At 71.8% G+C, this 15315-nt stretch carries 13 protein-coding genes; 2 read left to right on the top strand and 11 right to left on the bottom strand.

Annotated elements, in window-relative coordinates:
- Positions 1 to 21 precede the first annotated feature (21 nt).
- From mltG (HGA03_RS04215) to HGA03_RS04170, 10 genes are all read right to left on the bottom strand, one after another.
- A complete protein-coding gene (gene mltG / locus HGA03_RS04215; RefSeq protein WP_239073452.1) occupies positions 22 to 1182 on the bottom strand; it encodes an endolytic transglycosylase MltG in 1161 nt (386 codons plus the stop codon).
- A 16-nt stretch (positions 1183 to 1198) separates the two neighbouring features.
- Complete coding sequence (locus tag HGA03_RS04210) at positions 1199 to 2041, bottom strand: shikimate dehydrogenase (protein WP_168628996.1); 843 nt, start codon at positions 2039 to 2041, stop codon at positions 1199 to 1201.
- Positions 2038 to 3204, bottom strand: a complete 1167-nt coding sequence (gene mltG / locus HGA03_RS04205) for an endolytic transglycosylase MltG (protein WP_168628995.1) — start codon at positions 3202 to 3204, stop codon at positions 2038 to 2040. The genes HGA03_RS04210 and mltG (HGA03_RS04205) overlap by 4 nt, the downstream gene beginning before the upstream one ends.
- A complete protein-coding gene (gene ruvX / locus HGA03_RS04200) occupies positions 3201 to 3728 on the bottom strand; it encodes a Holliday junction resolvase RuvX (protein ID WP_425591862.1) in 528 nt (175 codons plus the stop codon). Before ruvX ends, mltG (HGA03_RS04205) begins: the two co-directional genes overlap by 4 nt.
- 65 nt (positions 3729 to 3793) lie before the next feature.
- The gene (gene alaS, locus HGA03_RS04195) at positions 3794 to 6484 is read right to left on the bottom strand and encodes an alanine--tRNA ligase (RefSeq protein WP_168628993.1); all 2691 of its coding nucleotides are present in this window, start codon (positions 6482 to 6484) and stop codon (positions 3794 to 3796) included.
- A 77-nt stretch (positions 6485 to 6561) separates the two neighbouring features.
- Entirely contained in the window at positions 6562 to 7005 is a 444-nt protein-coding gene (locus HGA03_RS04190) for a hypothetical protein (protein WP_168628992.1), read from the bottom strand.
- Positions 7002 to 7370 carry a DUF948 domain-containing protein gene (locus tag HGA03_RS04185; RefSeq protein ID WP_168628991.1) on the bottom strand — a complete coding sequence of 123 codons (369 nt, stop codon included), beginning with the start codon at positions 7368 to 7370 and terminating at the stop codon, positions 7002 to 7004. Before HGA03_RS04185 ends, HGA03_RS04190 begins: the two co-directional genes overlap by 4 nt.
- A 115-nt stretch (positions 7371 to 7485) precedes the next feature.
- Positions 7486 to 8112: a 30S ribosomal protein S4 gene (gene rpsD / locus HGA03_RS04180; RefSeq protein WP_168628990.1), complete on the bottom strand. Its 627-nt coding sequence runs from the start codon at positions 8110 to 8112 to the stop codon at positions 7486 to 7488.
- 223 nt (positions 8113 to 8335) lie between these two features.
- Positions 8336 to 9136 (bottom strand): GNAT family N-acetyltransferase, encoded by an 801-nt coding sequence (locus HGA03_RS04175; protein WP_168628989.1) that lies wholly within the window; start codon positions 9134 to 9136, stop codon positions 8336 to 8338.
- Positions 9133 to 10515, bottom strand: coding sequence for a replication-associated recombination protein A (locus tag HGA03_RS04170; protein ID WP_168628988.1), 1383 nt, complete (start codon positions 10513 to 10515; stop codon positions 9133 to 9135). Before HGA03_RS04170 ends, HGA03_RS04175 begins: the two co-directional genes overlap by 4 nt.
- An 82-nt stretch (positions 10516 to 10597) precedes the next feature.
- Here HGA03_RS04170 and HGA03_RS04165 point away from each other — a divergent pair, with 82 nt between their 5' ends.
- Entirely contained in the window at positions 10598 to 12826 is a 2229-nt protein-coding gene (locus HGA03_RS04165; protein ID WP_308439729.1) for an MMPL family transporter, read from the top strand.
- Between the two features lie 123 nt (positions 12827 to 12949).
- The gene (locus HGA03_RS04160; RefSeq protein WP_168628986.1) at positions 12950 to 14269 is read left to right on the top strand and encodes an nSTAND1 domain-containing NTPase; all 1320 of its coding nucleotides are present in this window, start codon (positions 12950 to 12952) and stop codon (positions 14267 to 14269) included.
- Between the two features lie 269 nt (positions 14270 to 14538).
- Here HGA03_RS04160 and HGA03_RS04155 read toward each other — a convergent pair whose 3' ends face one another.
- Complete coding sequence (locus HGA03_RS04155; protein WP_168628985.1) at positions 14539 to 15183, bottom strand: GNAT family N-acetyltransferase; 645 nt, start codon at positions 15181 to 15183, stop codon at positions 14539 to 14541.
- Positions 15184 to 15315 lie beyond the last annotated feature (132 nt).

The raw sequence follows: 15315 nt of genomic DNA, 5'->3' as shown, positions 1-15315 counted from the left end.
GGCGGGAAGCCTCACCCGAGGTCAGTAGCCGTTCGCGGCCAGCCACTCCTCCATCACGGCCTTGTTCTCCAGGTGGTCGGGGTAGGTGGCCGCGAACCGGGTCTCGCCGGTGTCGAAGTTCACCGTCACCCAGTAGAGCCAGTCGCCCTCGGCCGGGGCGAGTGCGGCATCCAGCGAGGCGGCGCCCGGTCCGCCGATCGGGGTCGGCGGCAGGCCGGTGTGCTCGTAGGTGTTGTAGGCGTTGCCGGCGTCGGCGAGCTCGTCGCCGGTGGGGCCGCGGCCGGTGACCCCGATGCCGTAGAGCACGGTGGCGTCCACCTGCAACGGCATCCCGTCGGCCAGCCGGTTCTCGATTGCGCGGGCGATCTTCGGCCGGTCCTCGTCCCGCTTGGCCTCGCGCTCGACGACGGAGGCGACGGTGAGCACCCGCTGCATCTGCTCCGGCGCGACCCCGCGGGCGGTCAGGTCCTGCACGGTGCGGGCGACCATCCGGCCGAGCACCTCGGCGGCGGTGGCGCCGGGGTCGACCTCGTAGGTGGCGGGGGCCAGCCAGCCCTCGATGCTGCCGGCCTCGACCGGGACGCCGAGGGCGGCCGGGTCCTGGGCGGCCGCGGCGAGCTCGTCCACCGGAATGGTCGTGACCTCGTAGACCTTGTCGTAGACCTGGGCGGCGGTCCAGCCCTCCGGGATCGTCACCCGGACCGATACCCGGTTCTCCTGGTCGAGCAGGGCGTCGACCGCGTCGACGGCCCGCATCCGCTGCCGCAGGGCGTAGGTGCCGGGCTGGATCGACGTCGCCTGCGGGTTCGCGTCGTAGGCGGCGGCGAACGCGTCGACGGTCGCCACCACCCCGGCCTCCACCAGGGTCTGGCCGATCACCTGCCCGGTGTCCCCGGCGGCCACGGTGACCTGGATCTGCCCGGAGCCCGGCCCCGGGTAGTCCGAGACGGTCGCCGCCGCATCGTCCCCGCCGGTGAACAGGTCGCCGAACACGCTCCACAGCACGAAGCCGACCCCGCCGAGCAACAGCGCGACCAGGGCGAGCACGGTGGTGGCGCGGCGGCGGCGGTCGCGACGACGGCGGGCTCGGGCCTCACGGTCGTCCCGGCGGGCGCGCCGGCTGGTCGCCGGTGGCGGCGCGTCCTCGTCCCGGGCAGGGGGGTCGAGGAACAGGTCGCTCACGCCGGTCGCTCCTTCGTCAGCCGCCCAGCGCCTGGCCCAGCGCGGCGTCCATCGCCGTCAGGGGTGCAGGCCGTCCGGTCATCAACCGCACCTGCTCCACCGCCTGGTGCAGCAGCATGCGTTCGCCGTCCACCGTAATGCCCCCGGACCCTACCCAGGCGTCGCCCAGACGGGTACGACGTGGGTCGTAGGCGACGTCGAGCAGCACCCCGGTGACGCTGCGGCCGGCCAGGTCCGCGGCCAGCGGGTCGGCGACCCCCGGCGGCAGGGTGGACACCACCAGATCGCTGGACAGCAGACCGTCCAGCGCCTCGGCCATCGGACGGAACACCGGCTCGATGCCCATTCGGTGGGCGGCGCGGGCCAGCGGACCGGTGCGGCCCAATGCCCGGACGTACACCCGCGGGGCGGTGCAGCCGAGCTCGGCCAGCGCGGCCAGCGCGGAGGACGCGGTCGCCCCCGCACCCAGCACCGCGGCGCCGGCCGATCCCCCGGCGGCACCGCCCTCGCGCAGTGCCGCCACGATGCCGTGCACGTCGGTGTTCGCCCCGACCAGGGTCGGGCGCCGGCCGCCGCCCTGGACGATCACGGTGTTCACCGCGCCGACCACCGAGGCCAGCGGCTCGACGTGGTCCATCAGCGCCATCACCGCCTGCTTCAGCGGCATGGTCACGCTCAGACCCGCCCAGGACTCGTCCAGCCCGGCGACGAACGCCGCCAGCTGCTCCTCGGTCACGTCGTAGGCCTGGTACTGCCAGTCGGCCAGCCCGAGGGCGGCGTAGGCGGCACGGTGCAGACGCGGCGACAGCGAGTGTCCGATCGGGTGCCCCAGCACCGCGGCGCGGCGCGGAGCGGTCACTGGTTCGCGGCCTGCCAGGCGCGCAACTCGTCCACGTACTCCTGGTGCTCGTCGTAGGTGGTGGCGAACTTGGTCTCGCCGGTGTCCAGGTTCACCGTGACCCAGAACTTCCAGGTGCCCTCGGCCGGGTGCAGCACCGCGTCCACCGAGGCCGCCCCGGGCGAGGCGATCGGGGTCGGCGGCAGGCCCGGGACCTTGTAGGTGTTGTACGGGTTGTACGGCGGCTGGGCCCCGCTGGTGTCGGCGGTGGTCAGCTCGCTGCCGGAGATGCCCAGGCCGTAGGCCACCACGGCGTCGATCTGCAACAGCATCTCGTCGGCGAGCCGGTTCTCGATCGCGCGGGCAATCTTCGGCCGGTCCTCGTCCAGCTTGCCCTCGCGCTCGACGATCGAGGCCTTGATCAGCACGGTCTCCATCTGGTCCGGCGCGACACCCGCGGTGGTCAGCTCGTCCACGGTCTTGGCCACCATCGCGCTGAGCACCTGGGTCGCGGACGAGCCGGGCTCGAACTCGTAGGTCGCCGGGTACAGCCAGCCCTCGATGTTCTCGACCGCCACCGGGACGCCCAGCGCGGACGGGTCCTGCGCGGCGGCCTCCAGGTCCTCGACCGGGATGGTGGTGATCTCGTAGATCCGGTCGTAGATCTGCTCGGCGGTGTAGCCCTCGGGGATGGTCACCCGGGAGGAGACCCGGTTCGCCTGGTCCAGCAGGGCGTTCACCGCATCGGCGGCCTTCATCTGCTGCCGCAGGGCGTAGGTGCCGGGCTGGATCGACGTCGCCTGCGCGTTGGCGCTGTAGGCGTCGGTGAAGGCCTTGACCGTGGCCACCACGCCGAGGTCGACCAGCTTGGTGCCGATCGCCTGGCCGGAGTCGCCGGCGGCCACCGTCACCTGGGCCTCGCCCGAGCCGGGGCCCGGGTAGTCGCTGACGGTCGCCTCGTCACCACTGCCGGTGAACAGGTCGCCGAACACGCTCCAGACCACGAAGCCGGTGCCGCCGAGCAGCGCGGCGAGCAGCACCAGCACCACGACGGTGCGGCGCCGGCGGTGCTTGCGCCGCTTGGTCTGCGCGGCCCGGTCGTCCCGCCTGCTGCGGCGACTGGGCGCGGGCATGACCTCGTCGTGCTCCTCCTGGTGTGGAGCATCGAAGAACAGGTCGCTCACTCGGTGGTCCCTTCGGTCGGTCCAGCTGGTGCGGCATCCTGGCTGGTCCCCTCGCCCTGGCCGGTCGCCGACACGTCCACCACCACCGGTTCACCCGGTCGGCGGCCCCGTGCCCGCTCACCGTCCAGCGCGGCCTGCAGGATCACCACCGCCGCGGCCTGATCGACCACGGAGCGATGGCGGCGCCCGGCCCGGCCGGACGCATGCAGCGCCTGATGGGCGGTCACCGTGCTCATCCGCTCATCGACCATGCGCACCGGCACCGGTGCAATGGCCTGCGCCAGCGCACCAGCGTACGCGCGTGCAGCCTCGGATGCCGAGCCCTCCGCGCCGGAAAGATGACGTGGCAGGCCGACGTAGACGATCGCGGCGTTGCGTTCGCGCACCTCAGCGGCGATCTGTGAGAGATCGGTGGGGATCTGATCGGTGGTCCGGGTGTCCCGCGCCAGGGTCGCCACCGGCGTGGCGATCAGCCCGTCCGGGTCCGAGGTGGCCAGTCCGACCCGGACCGCACCGACGTCCACGGCGAGCCTGGCACCCCGGACGATCTGGTCGCCCGGGGTGCCGGCTTCGTCAGACGGTGACACGGTCAGGCCGCACCAATGGCGTCGCGCACGCCGGCCAGGGCTTCGGGCAGCTTGCCCGCGTCCTGACCACCGCCCTGCGCCAGGTCGTCCTTGCCGCCGCCCCCGCCGCCGAGCACGCCGGTGGCGGTCTTGACCAGCGCACCGGCCCGGATGCCCCGCTCGCGGGCGGCAGCGTTGGTGGCGATCACCACGACCGGCCGGCCCTTGGCGACCCCACCGGCGGCGACCACCGACGGCGCGGACTCGCCCAGCCGGGCCCGGACGTCCAGCACCAGGGTGCGCAGATCGTCCGCGCCGACCTCACCGGCGTCGTGGGTGACCACCCGGACGCCGTTCACCTCGGCGGCGCCGGCGGCCAGCTGACCCGCCGCGGCGAGCACCTGGGCGGCCCGGACCTGGGCGAGCTGCTTCTCGGTCTCCTTCAGCCGGGTCATCAGCGAGGACACCCGGTCGTGCAGCTCGTCCGGGCGGGCGCCGAGCAGGCCGGAGAGCTGGCCGACCAGCGCGTGCTCGGTGGCGTGGAACCCGTAGGCCCCGTCCCCGACCAGCGCGTCCACCCGGCGCACGCCGGAGCCGATCGACGACTCGCCGAGCAGCGTGACCAGGCCCAGCTCGCCGGAGCGGCGCACGTGGGTGCCACCGCACAGCTCGCGGGACCAGTCGCCGCCGATGGACACCACGCGGACCTGGTCGCCGTACTTCTCCCCGAACAGGGCCATCGCGCCCAGCGCCCGGGCCTCGGCGATCGGCATCACCTGGTCGGTGACCTCCAGGTCCTCCTGCAGCCGGCTGTTCACCCGGGCCTCGATCTCGCCCAGTACCCCGGCGGGCACCGCCTGGCCGGAACGGAAGTCGAAGCGCACCCGGCTCGGCGCGTTCTCCGACCCGGCCTGGGTCGCGGTGTCACCGAGGGACTCCCGGACCGCCTTGTGCACCAGGTGCGTCGCGGTGTGCGCGCGGCTGATCGCCAGCCGGCGGGTGGTGTCGATGGTGGCCACACCGGGCTCGTCCAGGGTGACGGTGCCGTCGATCAGGCGGCCCCGGTGCACCGGCAGGCCCTTGATCGGCGCCTGCACGTCGTCCACCTCGATCGTGGCGCCACCGTCCAGCACGATCGTGCCCTGGTCGGCGAGCTGGCCACCCATCTCCGCGTAGAACGGGGTGGTGTCCAGCACGACCTCGACCTCGGCCGGGGCGGTGGCCGCCGGCGCGGGCTGCCCGTCGACCAGCAGACCGACCACCCGGGCCCGGGACTGGGCCTGGGTGTAGCCGACGAACTCGACCGGCTTGGCACCGGATCCGGCCAGGGTGGCGTGCAGGTCCTGGTAGGCGGAGATGTCCGCCCGCCCGGAGCGCTTGGCCAGCGCATCGGCCCGGGCCCGCTCCCGCTGCGCCTGCATCAGGGCGCGGAAGGCGGTCTCGTCGACCGTCACGCCCTGCTCGGCCGCCATCTCCAGGGTCAGGTCGATCGGGAAGCCGTAGGTGTCGTGCAGCTGGAACGCCTTGTCACCGGACAGCACCGGGGTGGGGACGCCCGGCGCCGACTTGGCCTCGGTGACCGCCAGGTCCAGGATCGTGGTGCCCGACGCCAGGGTGCGCAGGAAGGACTCCTCCTCCGCGTAGGCGATCCGGCTGATCCGGTCGAAGTCGGTCTCCAGCTCCGGGTAGGCGTCCTTCATCGCGTCCTTGCTGGTCGGCAGCAGGGTCGGCAGGGTCGCCTCCTCCACGCCGAGCAGCCGCATGGCGCGCACCGAGCGGCGCAGCAGCCGGCGCAGCACGTAGCCGCGGCCCTCGTTGGACGGCGTGACCCCGTCGCCCATCAGCATCAGCCCGGACCGCACGTGGTCGGCGACCACGCGCATCCGCACGTCGTCCTCGTGGTTCGCGCCGTAGCGGCGGCCGGAGACCTCCTGGGCCGCGCCGATCACCGGGTAGACCTGGTCGATCTCGTACAGGTTGTCGACACCCTGCATCAGGTAGGCGACCCGCTCCAGGCCCATCCCGGTGTCGATGTTCTTCTGCTTGAGTTCGCCCAGCAGCGGGAAGTTGTCCTTGGTCCCGCCGTCGGCCCGCTCGTACTGCATGAAGACCAGGTTCCAGATCTCCAGGTACCGGTCCTCGTCCACGACCGGTCCGCCCTCGGCGCCGTACTCCGGGCCGCGGTCGATGTAGATCTCCGAGCACGGGCCGGCCGGGCCACGGGCACCGGTGGACCAGAAGTTGTCCCGCATGCCGCGGCGCTGGATCCGCTCGTCCGGCAGGCCGGCGATCCTGCGCCAGAGCGCGGCCGCCTCGTCGTCGTCCTGGTAGACGGTGACCCAGACCTTGTCCGGGTCGAAGCCGTAATTGCCGTCCGCCTGCGACCCGGTGACCAGCTCCCAGGCGAACTCGATCGCCTCGGCCTTGAAATAGTCGCCGAAGGAGAAGTTGCCGTTCATCTGGAAGAACGTGCCGTGCCGGGTGGTCTTGCCGACCTCCTCGATGTCGAGGGTGCGCACGCACTTCTGCACCGAGGTCGCCCGGGGCCACGGCGCGGTCTGCTCACCCAGCATGTACGGGATGAACGGCACCATGCCCGCGATCACGAACAGCGTGGACGGGTCGGGCGAGATCAGCGGGGCCGAGGGCACGACCGTATGGCCCTTGCTCTCGAAGAAGTCGAGCCAACGCTGGCGGATCTCGGCGGTACGCATGATGTCCTTCAGGTGTGAGGGGATGCCTGTTCAGCATCACGGCCGGGGAGATTGTTCCACCCGGCGCTGGGGAGGGATCAGAAGAAGGAGTACGGCAGGTCGCCGTCGTCCTCGGGGTCCTCGGTCGGCGCGTCCTCCCAGCCACGGCGGGCGCGGGCGGCACGGGCCTCACGGCGGGCCTCCGGGTCGGTGTGCCAGGCCGGCGGGGTGACCCCGTCCGGGCGGGCCGACTGGGTCCGGGCGGCACGCTCGGCCTTGATCGCGTCGATGTCCGCCTCGCCCAGCAGTCCGTCGCGCAGTTCGGCCTCACGCTCGGCCATCCCGGTGCGGAAGTCGGTGCGCGCCTGGCGCAGCGCCTGCCCGACTCCCCCGGCGGTGCGGCCGGCGGCGAACAGGCCCCGGGCCGCGGCGACCACCGGGTCGGGGCGGCGGGTCGTGCCGGGCACCTCGATCAGCCCGAGCCGGTGGGCCACGGCGACCGCCGCGACGGCGCCGACCCCGATCCAGACCAGACGCCTCATCGACCGCTCTTCTTCCCGCGACCGGCCAGCCCGGACAGCGCCGAGCGGACCCCGTAGGAGAACGCGGCGACCTTGATCATCGGGCCGCCGACCGTGGCCGAGAACAGCGAGCTGAGCGCCGAGACGTTCTGCGACACGCTCGCGGCGGCGGTGGTGACGGTGTCGACCCGCTCCAGCTGGGTGTTCGCGCTGCTCACCGTGGTGGCCGCCTCGTCCAGGATCGGCACGGTGTGCTCGGTCAGCTCCCGGACCGAGGTGCGCGTCTCGTCCAGCACCCGGCCGAGCTTGACCAGCGGCAGCGCCAGCGCCCCGACCAGCAGCACGAAGGCGATGGCGGCGATCAACCCCGCGATGTCTCCCAGCATCGACGACCCTTTTCTCTCGTCCGAGCGTGCGTCCCGTGCACCCTACCCGGGGTGGACATGACAACGCCCCGACACGATCCGCGAACGGTCGTGCCGGGGCGCCGTACAGGAGGGATCAGCGAGCGTAGTACTCGACGACCAGCTGCACGTCGCAGGTCACGGGGACCTCGGCACGCTTCGGGCGGCGGGTCAGCTGCGCGGACAGCTTCTCCAGCTGGACGTCCAGGTAGCCCGGGACGGCCGGCAGCACGTCGCGGTGGGCACCGGCGGCGGCCACCTGGAACGGCACGGTGGTCTGGCTCTTCGGCTTGATCTGCAGGGTCTGGCCCTCCTTCACGCGGAAGGACGGGCGGTCCACGATCTTGCCGTCGACCAGCACGTGACGGTGGGTCACGACCTGGCGGGCCTGCAGGATGGTGCGGGCGAAGCCAGCCCGGAGCACCAGGGCGTCCAGACGGGTCTCCAGGTCCTCGACCAGGGCCTCACCGGTCAGGCCCGGGGCCTTGCGGGCGGCCTCGTAGGCGCGGACCATCTGCTTCTCGCGCAGCGCGTACTGGGCGCGCAGACGCTGCTTCTCCCGCAGACGGACGGCGTAGTCGGACTCGGTCCGGCGACGGGCGCGGCCGTGCTCGCCGGGCGGGTAGGGGCGCTTCTCGAAGTGCTTGACGGCCTTCGGGGTGAGGGCCAGGCCCAGGGCGCGGGAAAGGCGCACCTGGCGGCGCGAGCGCGTCACGTTGCTCATGAAGAGGTCTTCCTGTCGTCTGCTGTTCACGTCACACCCCGGTCCGGGAATCCGGCGGGGCGTGGGGCCGACCACGGTGCGATCCGGGCGACGTGCGCTGCACGTGCTCCGGGCGCGGGCTAGGGCCCCAGGTGGCTGTCCGGTTCCGGACAACTGCACCAGACTACCGCATCGGCAGGGCCGGCCTGCCCCGGCGCCGTCAGGGCCGCCGGGCCGGCTGCGGTCAGGCGAGCCGCCCGGGCAGGTGCAGGTACGGCGTGCCGACCGGCGCGGTGAACCCGAGCGATCCGGCCAACCGCTGCGAGCCGGTGTTGGCGCCGCGGCAGGACCACACCGGGCGCAGCCCGCCGGCCACCAGCACGTCGATCAGCGCGCCCGCGGCGGCCCGCGCCAGCCCGAGCCGACGGAACCGGGGCACGGTCTCGATGCCGATCTCGACCTGGTCGTCCCAGCAGAACGCGGCGAAGGCCATCGCCCCGGCCTCCCCGTCCCGCTCGGCGACCATGCCGCCGCCGTGCGCCAGGAAGGACGCGGCGTCCGGCCAGTACTCCGCGGGCACCACCGTGCCGGCCAGCCCGTAGTCACCGGCCGCGGCGGGTCGCAGCTGCCAGCCCGCGGGCACGGTCCGCTCTACGCGGTCGCCGCCGGGCCGGTAGCTGAAGTTGATCCGGGTGTGCCGGCTCACCGCGGCCGGGAGCGGGTCCGGGTCGCCCTCGGCGGGCACCACCACCCCGAGCGCGGCGTCCCAGTCCAGGTGGTGCCAGCGCGGGTCGATCTGCAACCACTGCGGGCGGTCGGCGCCGAGCAGGTGCGCGGTCACGGCGTCCAGCGCGTCGGCGACCGCCGGGCCCCACAGCAGCGACATGCCGCACGGGTGCACGACGTGGAAGGCGCGCGGCTCCTCGTCCCGGTCCCACCAGAGCTCGCCGGGGGCGGTGCCGGCCAGCACGGCCTGGGCGAAGCCGGTGTTGGTCGCGGTCCGGTCCAGCTCGTCCCGGGCGGCGGTGCGGGGATCGGCGGTCATCGGTCCTCCCGCGGCGCCTGGTCGAGCACCGAGCGGATCCGGCCCAGCCGCTCGGTGACCTGCCGCTCGAAGCCCCGGTCGGTGGGCTGGTAGTACCGGGTGCCGGCCAGGTCCTCCGGCAGGTAGTGCTGCGGGCTGATCCCGATCGGGTCGTCGTGCGGGTACTGGTAGCCCTGGCCGTGACCGAGCGGCTTGGCGCCGGGGTAGTGCGCGTCACGCAGGTGCAGCGGCACGGTGCCGATCCGTCCGGCCCGCACGTCGGCCAGCGCCGCGTTGATCCCGGCGTAGGCCCGGTTGGACTTCGGCGCGGTCGCCAGGTGCACCACCGCCTCGGCCAGGATGATCTGGGCCTCGGGCATGCCGATCAGCTGCACCGCCTGGGCGGCGGCCACCGCGGTCTGCAACGCGGAGGGGTCGGCCATCCCGACGTCCTCGGCGGCGGAGATCATGATCCGGCGGGAGATGAACCGCGGGTCCTCCCCCGCGGCGATCATCCGGGCCAGGTAGTGCAGTGCCGCGTCCACGTCCGAGCCACGGATCGACTTGATGAACGCGCTGATCACGTCGTAGTGCTGGTCGCCGTCCCGGTCGTAGCGCACCGCCGCCACGTCGATCGCCCGCTCCATGGTGGCCAGGTCCACCGGCGCGGGCGACGGGGCGTCCGGCTCCTCCAGCGCGGCCCCGGCGGCGGCCTCCAGGATGGTCAGCGCCTTGCGGGCGTCACCGCCGGCCAGCCGGAGCAGGTGGTCCTCGGCCTCGTCGGTCAGTTCGACCGCCCCGCCCAGGCCGCGCTCGTCGGTCACCGCACGGTGCACCAGGCCGCGCACGTCCTCGGTGGTCAGCGGGCGCAGGGTCAGCAGCAGCGACCGGGACAGCAGCGGGGAGTTCACCGAGAAGCTCGGGTTCTCGGTGGTGGCGGCGACCAGGGTGACCCAGCGGTTCTCCACGCTGGGCAGCAGGGCGTCCTGCTGGGCCTTGGTGAAGCGGTGCACCTCGTCGATGAACAGCACGGTCTCCGAGCCGTCGCCGGCCAGCCGCCGCCGGGCGTCCTCGACCACCTGCCGCACGTCCTTGACCCCGGCGGTGACCGCGGAGAGCTCCACGAACCGGCGCCCGGAGGTGGCCGCCACCAGGTAGGCCAGCGTGGTCTTGCCGGTGCCCGGCGGCCCCCACAGCACCACCGAGGACGGGGCCGCGCGGCGCTGGGTACCGTCGGCGGGCTCGACCAGGCGGCGCAGCGGCGAACCCGGCTCCAGCAGATGCTCCTGGCCGGCCACCTCGGACAGGTTCGCGGGCCGCATCCGCACGGCCAGCGGCGCCCCGGGCGACGGCGCCGGGGTGCCCTGCGCGGTCGAGCCCAGCGCGTCGAACAGGTCCATACCGCCAGCCTACGCAGCCGCGCCCACACCCATGACCTGCCGGACTCGCCCGCGCCCGCCCCGGCCTGAGATGCTGACCTGCGTGTTCGAGAGTCTCGGCCGGGCGGTCGCCCGCCACCCCCGCCTCACCGTGGTCGTCTGGCTGGCGATCACCGTCGCCTGCGGCCTGCTCGCGCTCACCGGGGCGGGCGGCCAGAACCTGTTCGACCGGCTGAGCACCGGCGAGCCGGTGGTCCCGGGCTCGGACAGTGCCCGCGCCGCCGAACTGATGCGCTCCGACGACACCGGCGCCTCGCTCTCCCTGGTGGTCACCGACGTCGATCCCGCCGCCGACGGTCTGGCCGAGGCGCTGGAACCGGCCCGGAACCGGGTGGTGGCGATCGACGGGGTCGAGACCGTGATCGACCCGTACCTGCTGCCGCAGGGCGTGGACAACCCGGCCGCCGCTCCCCTGCTCGCCCGGTCCGGCGACGGCTTCCTGATGGTGGTCGAACTCGACCCCGACCTGTCCGAGGACGCCCGCGACCGCGCCCTGGACCGGGTGGCCGACGCGCTGGCCGAGGTGCCCGCCGCGCTGCGGGAGGCGGCCCCGGACGCGACCGGGATCGTCGGCGGCAGCAGCCTGATCGTCTCCGCGATCACCGACCAGGTACGCCAGGACCTCACCACCGGCGAGGCGATCGCCCTGCCGGTGGCGCTGCTGATCATGGTGCTGGTCTTCGGCGGGTTCCTGGCCGCCGCCATGCCGCTGGCCGGGGCGATCGCCTCGATCGCCGGTGGGCTGGGCGCGCTGTGGGGGCTGTCGTACCTGATCACCGACATGGAGTCGTCGGTGGTGAACGTGGTCACCGTGCTCGGCCTCGGCCTGTCCATCGACTACGGCCTGCTGATCGTCTCCCGGTTCCGCGAGGAGCTGACCGCCGCGCTCGGCGACGACCAGGGCGCCAGCAACCGGCGCCGGCGCGGGGACGGCGCGGTCACCACCGCCCTGGTCCGCACCATCGCCACCGCCGGCCGCACCGTCACGTTCTCCGCCCTCACCGTCGCGGTGTCGATCGCCGGGCTGCTGGTGTTCCGGCAGGACATCCTGCGGGCGTTCGGCGCCGGGGCGGTCGCCGTGATCGTGTTCGCCGTGAGCACCGCGCTGACCCTGGTGCCGGCGCTGCTCGCCCTGACCGGTCGCCGCCTGGCCCGGCCCGGCCTGCTCGCCCGGGTGCCCGTGCTGCGCGGGATCATGGCCCGGACCGCCGACGTGCAGCGCGACGAGGGCGCGTTCTCCCGGCTGACCGCCCGGGTGCAGCGGCACCCCTGGTGGGTGATGGGCGGGTCGCTGGCCGTGCTGCTGGTGCTGGCCTCCCCGCTGCTGCACGTCGAGCTGCGCAACTCCACCACCCAGCTGCTGCCGCTGAGCAGCCCGCAGCGCGAGTACGTCCGGATCCTGTCCACCGAGTACCCGGACTCGGCCAGCCCGTCGGTGCAGGTGGTCACCGAGTCCAGCGTCGACCAGGCCGCCGGCACCGCCGCCACCCTCGCGGAGCTGCCCGGCGTCGCGTCGGTGGACGACCCGGTCACGGTCGGGCACGCGGTGCTGATCGGTGTGCACCCCGAGGACGACGACCCCGGCAGCGCCGCCACCCAGGACGTGGTGCGCGAGATCCGCGACCTGGACCTGGACGTCTACGTCGGCGGGCAGGCGGCCAACCAGATGGACTTCGTCGACGCACTGGCCGAACGGGCGCCACTGGCCCTCGGCATCGTCGCGCTGGCCACGCTGATCCTGCTGTTCCTGATGACCGGCTCGCTGCTGGTGCCGATCAAGGCGCTGCTCACCAACGCCATCTCGCTGTGCGCGTCCCTGGGCGTGCTGGTCTGGGTGTTCCAGGACGGGCACCTGTCCGGACTGCTCGGCTTCGAGTCCACCGGTGGGATCGAGACCTATGTGCTGGCCCTGGTGATCGCCTTCGCCTTCGGCCTGGCGATGGACTACGAGGTCTTCCTGCTGTCCCGGATCAAGGAGCTGCACGACCAGGGCGTGCCCAACGACGAGGCGGTCCGGCGCGGGCTGCAACGCTCCGGCCGGGTGATCACCAGTGCCGCCGCGATCATCGTGGCGGTGTTCGCCGGGTTCGTCGCCGGGGAGCTGCTGGTGATCAAGGAGGTCGGCTTCTCGCTGGCCATCGCGGTGCTGATCGACGCCACCCTGGTCCGGCTGCTCCTGGTCCCGGCGACCATGACCGTGCTGCGCGAGTGGAACTGGTGGGCGCCGGCCCCGCTGCGCCGGATCTACCAGCGGATCGCGATCACGCACTGAGCTCCATCTAGCCGACACTGGAGCCGGGAACGCTTGGGCTCACTGAATGGGAGCAGCAATCTGCCCTTGCACCGACGCTTATCCGCTAGGCTTGAGGTTCACGAGTGAACTAGGAGCCCAGAATTGATCGAGCGCTCGGTACTGCTCAACGCCTTTCAGCCTGCAACTGAGCTTGACGACCCAGAGAGATTTGCAGGGCGGTCGAAAGAGGTGCGCCAGCTCGCCGACTCACTGAACGCCAATGGTTCCGTCCCGCTCATCTTCGGCGACCGAGGGCTCGGAAAGTCGAGCCTAGCACTTCAGATTCGACGGATCGCCTTGGGCGACGTCGGCCTACTGGACCACCTGAATGCGACGCGGCTGGCGTTGCCCGACGAGCGCCAGTTCATCACATTCTACGTGACATGCACAGGTTCGACCAAGACGTTCATGGATTTGCTTCAGCTAATGGTAAATGCCGCAGAAAGCGTGGAAACCGCCCCGATCGACGGTAACTCTCGCGCGACGCAGCTCGTTGACCGCAAGAGCCGCAAGAAGCTAGCGCTGAAGATCTTCGAATTCGAAAGCACAAAGACATACCAGACCGAAAGCCAGAGGCTCTCATACCAAGATCTAAATGGGGAAGAGAAGCTTATTCAGCTGTGCGACCTGCTGACGGCGACTTATGGTCAACCCGTACTCTTCATCATAGACGAGCTCGATCGAATCGAGAACACGGCCGGATTGGCCAGTTTCTTGAAAGCAGCGTCCAGTGAGCGACTGAAGTTTCTTCTTGTAGGGATCGCAAGCAACATCTCCGAGCTTCTGGCTGACCACCAATCGCTCGAGCGACGACTCAACGCCGTGCGAATTCCGCTGATGACCCAGGCAGATCTGGGGCAAATCGTGACGAAAGCTGAAGAGTATCTGGGATTCAACGGCGTTGCGATGTCTTTCTCTACTAATGCCACTATTGCACTGTCCAAGGTCGCCGCCGGATTCCCCTGGTTCGTGCACGTCCTTGGCCAGCAAGCCCTTGTTGACGCGGAGGCGAAGGGTCAGAGCGTCGTTGGCCGACAAGGAGTTAGTCAGGCAATAGCTTCAATTGTGAACAACCAGTTCGCCCAGCAGTTCGCAGACATGTACCAAGCCGCGGTTCGAGACTCGATGAACAGAGAGATGACGTTGCGCGCGTTTGCTCAGTGGGGCGACGTGGATATCCCCACCGGGGAGATATACCGATTCTTGAGCAGCCAACTCGGCGTCGGTGGCGGCTCTACATATCGTGGGCATCTATGCGCGCCAGAGTATGGATCCATATTGTTCGCGCCTGCGTTTCAGAAGCGCGGTCTGGTCCGATTTAGAAACGAGATGTTTAAGGCCTACGTGCGATTCCGTCCGTCGATCTATCGGGACGTCGACTCACGGGTGCGGGCGGCCTGGTCCGAGTGGGTGAAGCCGTAGGCCACGATTGACGTCGCACCTTCGCAGACCGAGGGGGCGCGAGTTCGGTGGATTCGGGCGCACTCGGCCACTCGTCCGGCGCGACCAGTGGGATTGGGGCTAAGCAGTTGGATCGGACCCGGGGAGACGATGGGTTGTTCTGGCTGAGCCACCAGCGCACAAGCTCGGCGCCGCACCGATAGTGACCGCCCAGAGCACCACTCGATCCACGTACATCCCGACACGCACCCTGGACAGCTTCGGGTTTTGCTGGCTTCTCCCCACACCGGTCATTGTCGCCAGCGCCGGTGCAGGGTGGTCAGCCGGTGCACGGTCCGGAAGCCCAGCCGGTGGTAGATCCGGCGCGCCCCGTCGTTGTCGTCCCACATGCCAAGCGAGACCCAGTCGGCACCGGCGGCCAGCAGCTGCCGGGTCGCCCCCGCGGTCAGCGCGCCACCGAGTCCCTGGCCCCGGGTGCCCGGCCGGACGCCGAGCCCGTGCAGGTGCCACGACCCGGACCCGCCGAGCGCACCCGACCGCGGTTCGGCACCGATCACGCCGAGCAGCGAGCCGTCCGGGCCGTCGATCCCCCACCAGCGCTCACCGGTCGCCACCGGCGTCGCCTCGGTGGTCGGGTTGGCGACCGCCAGGCAGGCGGCGGCGGCCGGGCGATCGGCCGGGGTCAGCGGACGCAGCCGGGCCTGATCGGCGACCGGCGTGGGACGGTCCCGGATGACCATCCATTCCCAGCCGGTGCGGTTCGGGGTCAGCCCGGCATCGGCCAGCACGTCCCGGACCGCCGGGAGCGCGTCCGTGGCGATCCAGGCGGTGCGCCACGGACGGTGCGGGCCGGGCACGGTCGCGGCGACCATCGCGGCCACCGGTTCGGCCCGGCCCACCGCGAACAGCAGTCGCCCTCCCGCGGCAGGGTCCACCGGGTCGAAAACGGCACACAGCGCCCGGTCGTCGCCGGACCAGTCGACCAGCGACCAGCGCCGACGCTCGTCCAGCAGCAGCTCATCCGCCGCGCAGGGCGCCGGGAGCGAGCCATGACGGCCCGCCCCCGG

It is taken from the genome of Cellulomonas denverensis, assembly GCF_012396125.1.
Classification (GTDB): Bacteria; Actinomycetota; Actinomycetes; order Actinomycetales; family Cellulomonadaceae; genus Cellulomonas; species Cellulomonas denverensis.
This window is presented reverse-complemented; position numbering and strand designations above follow the sequence as displayed.

Coding starts and splice junctions, on each gene's coding strand:
- HGA03_RS04175 (WP_168628989.1), bottom strand. CDS start 9,136: ATGACCGCCGATCCCCGCACCGCCGCCCGGGACGAGCTGGACCGGACC.
- HGA03_RS04190 (WP_168628992.1), bottom strand. CDS start 7,005: ATGAGGCGTCTGGTCTGGATCGGGGTCGGCGCCGTCGCGGCGGTCGCC.
- HGA03_RS04185 (WP_168628991.1), bottom strand. CDS start 7,370: ATGCTGGGAGACATCGCGGGGTTGATCGCCGCCATCGCCTTCGTGCTG.
- alaS (WP_168628993.1), bottom strand. CDS start 6,484: ATGCGTACCGCCGAGATCCGCCAGCGTTGGCTCGACTTCTTCGAGAGC.
- rpsD (WP_168628990.1), bottom strand. CDS start 8,112: ATGAGCAACGTGACGCGCTCGCGCCGCCAGGTGCGCCTTTCCCGCGCC.
- HGA03_RS04170 (WP_168628988.1), bottom strand. CDS start 10,515: ATGGACCTGTTCGACGCGCTGGGCTCGACCGCGCAGGGCACCCCGGCG.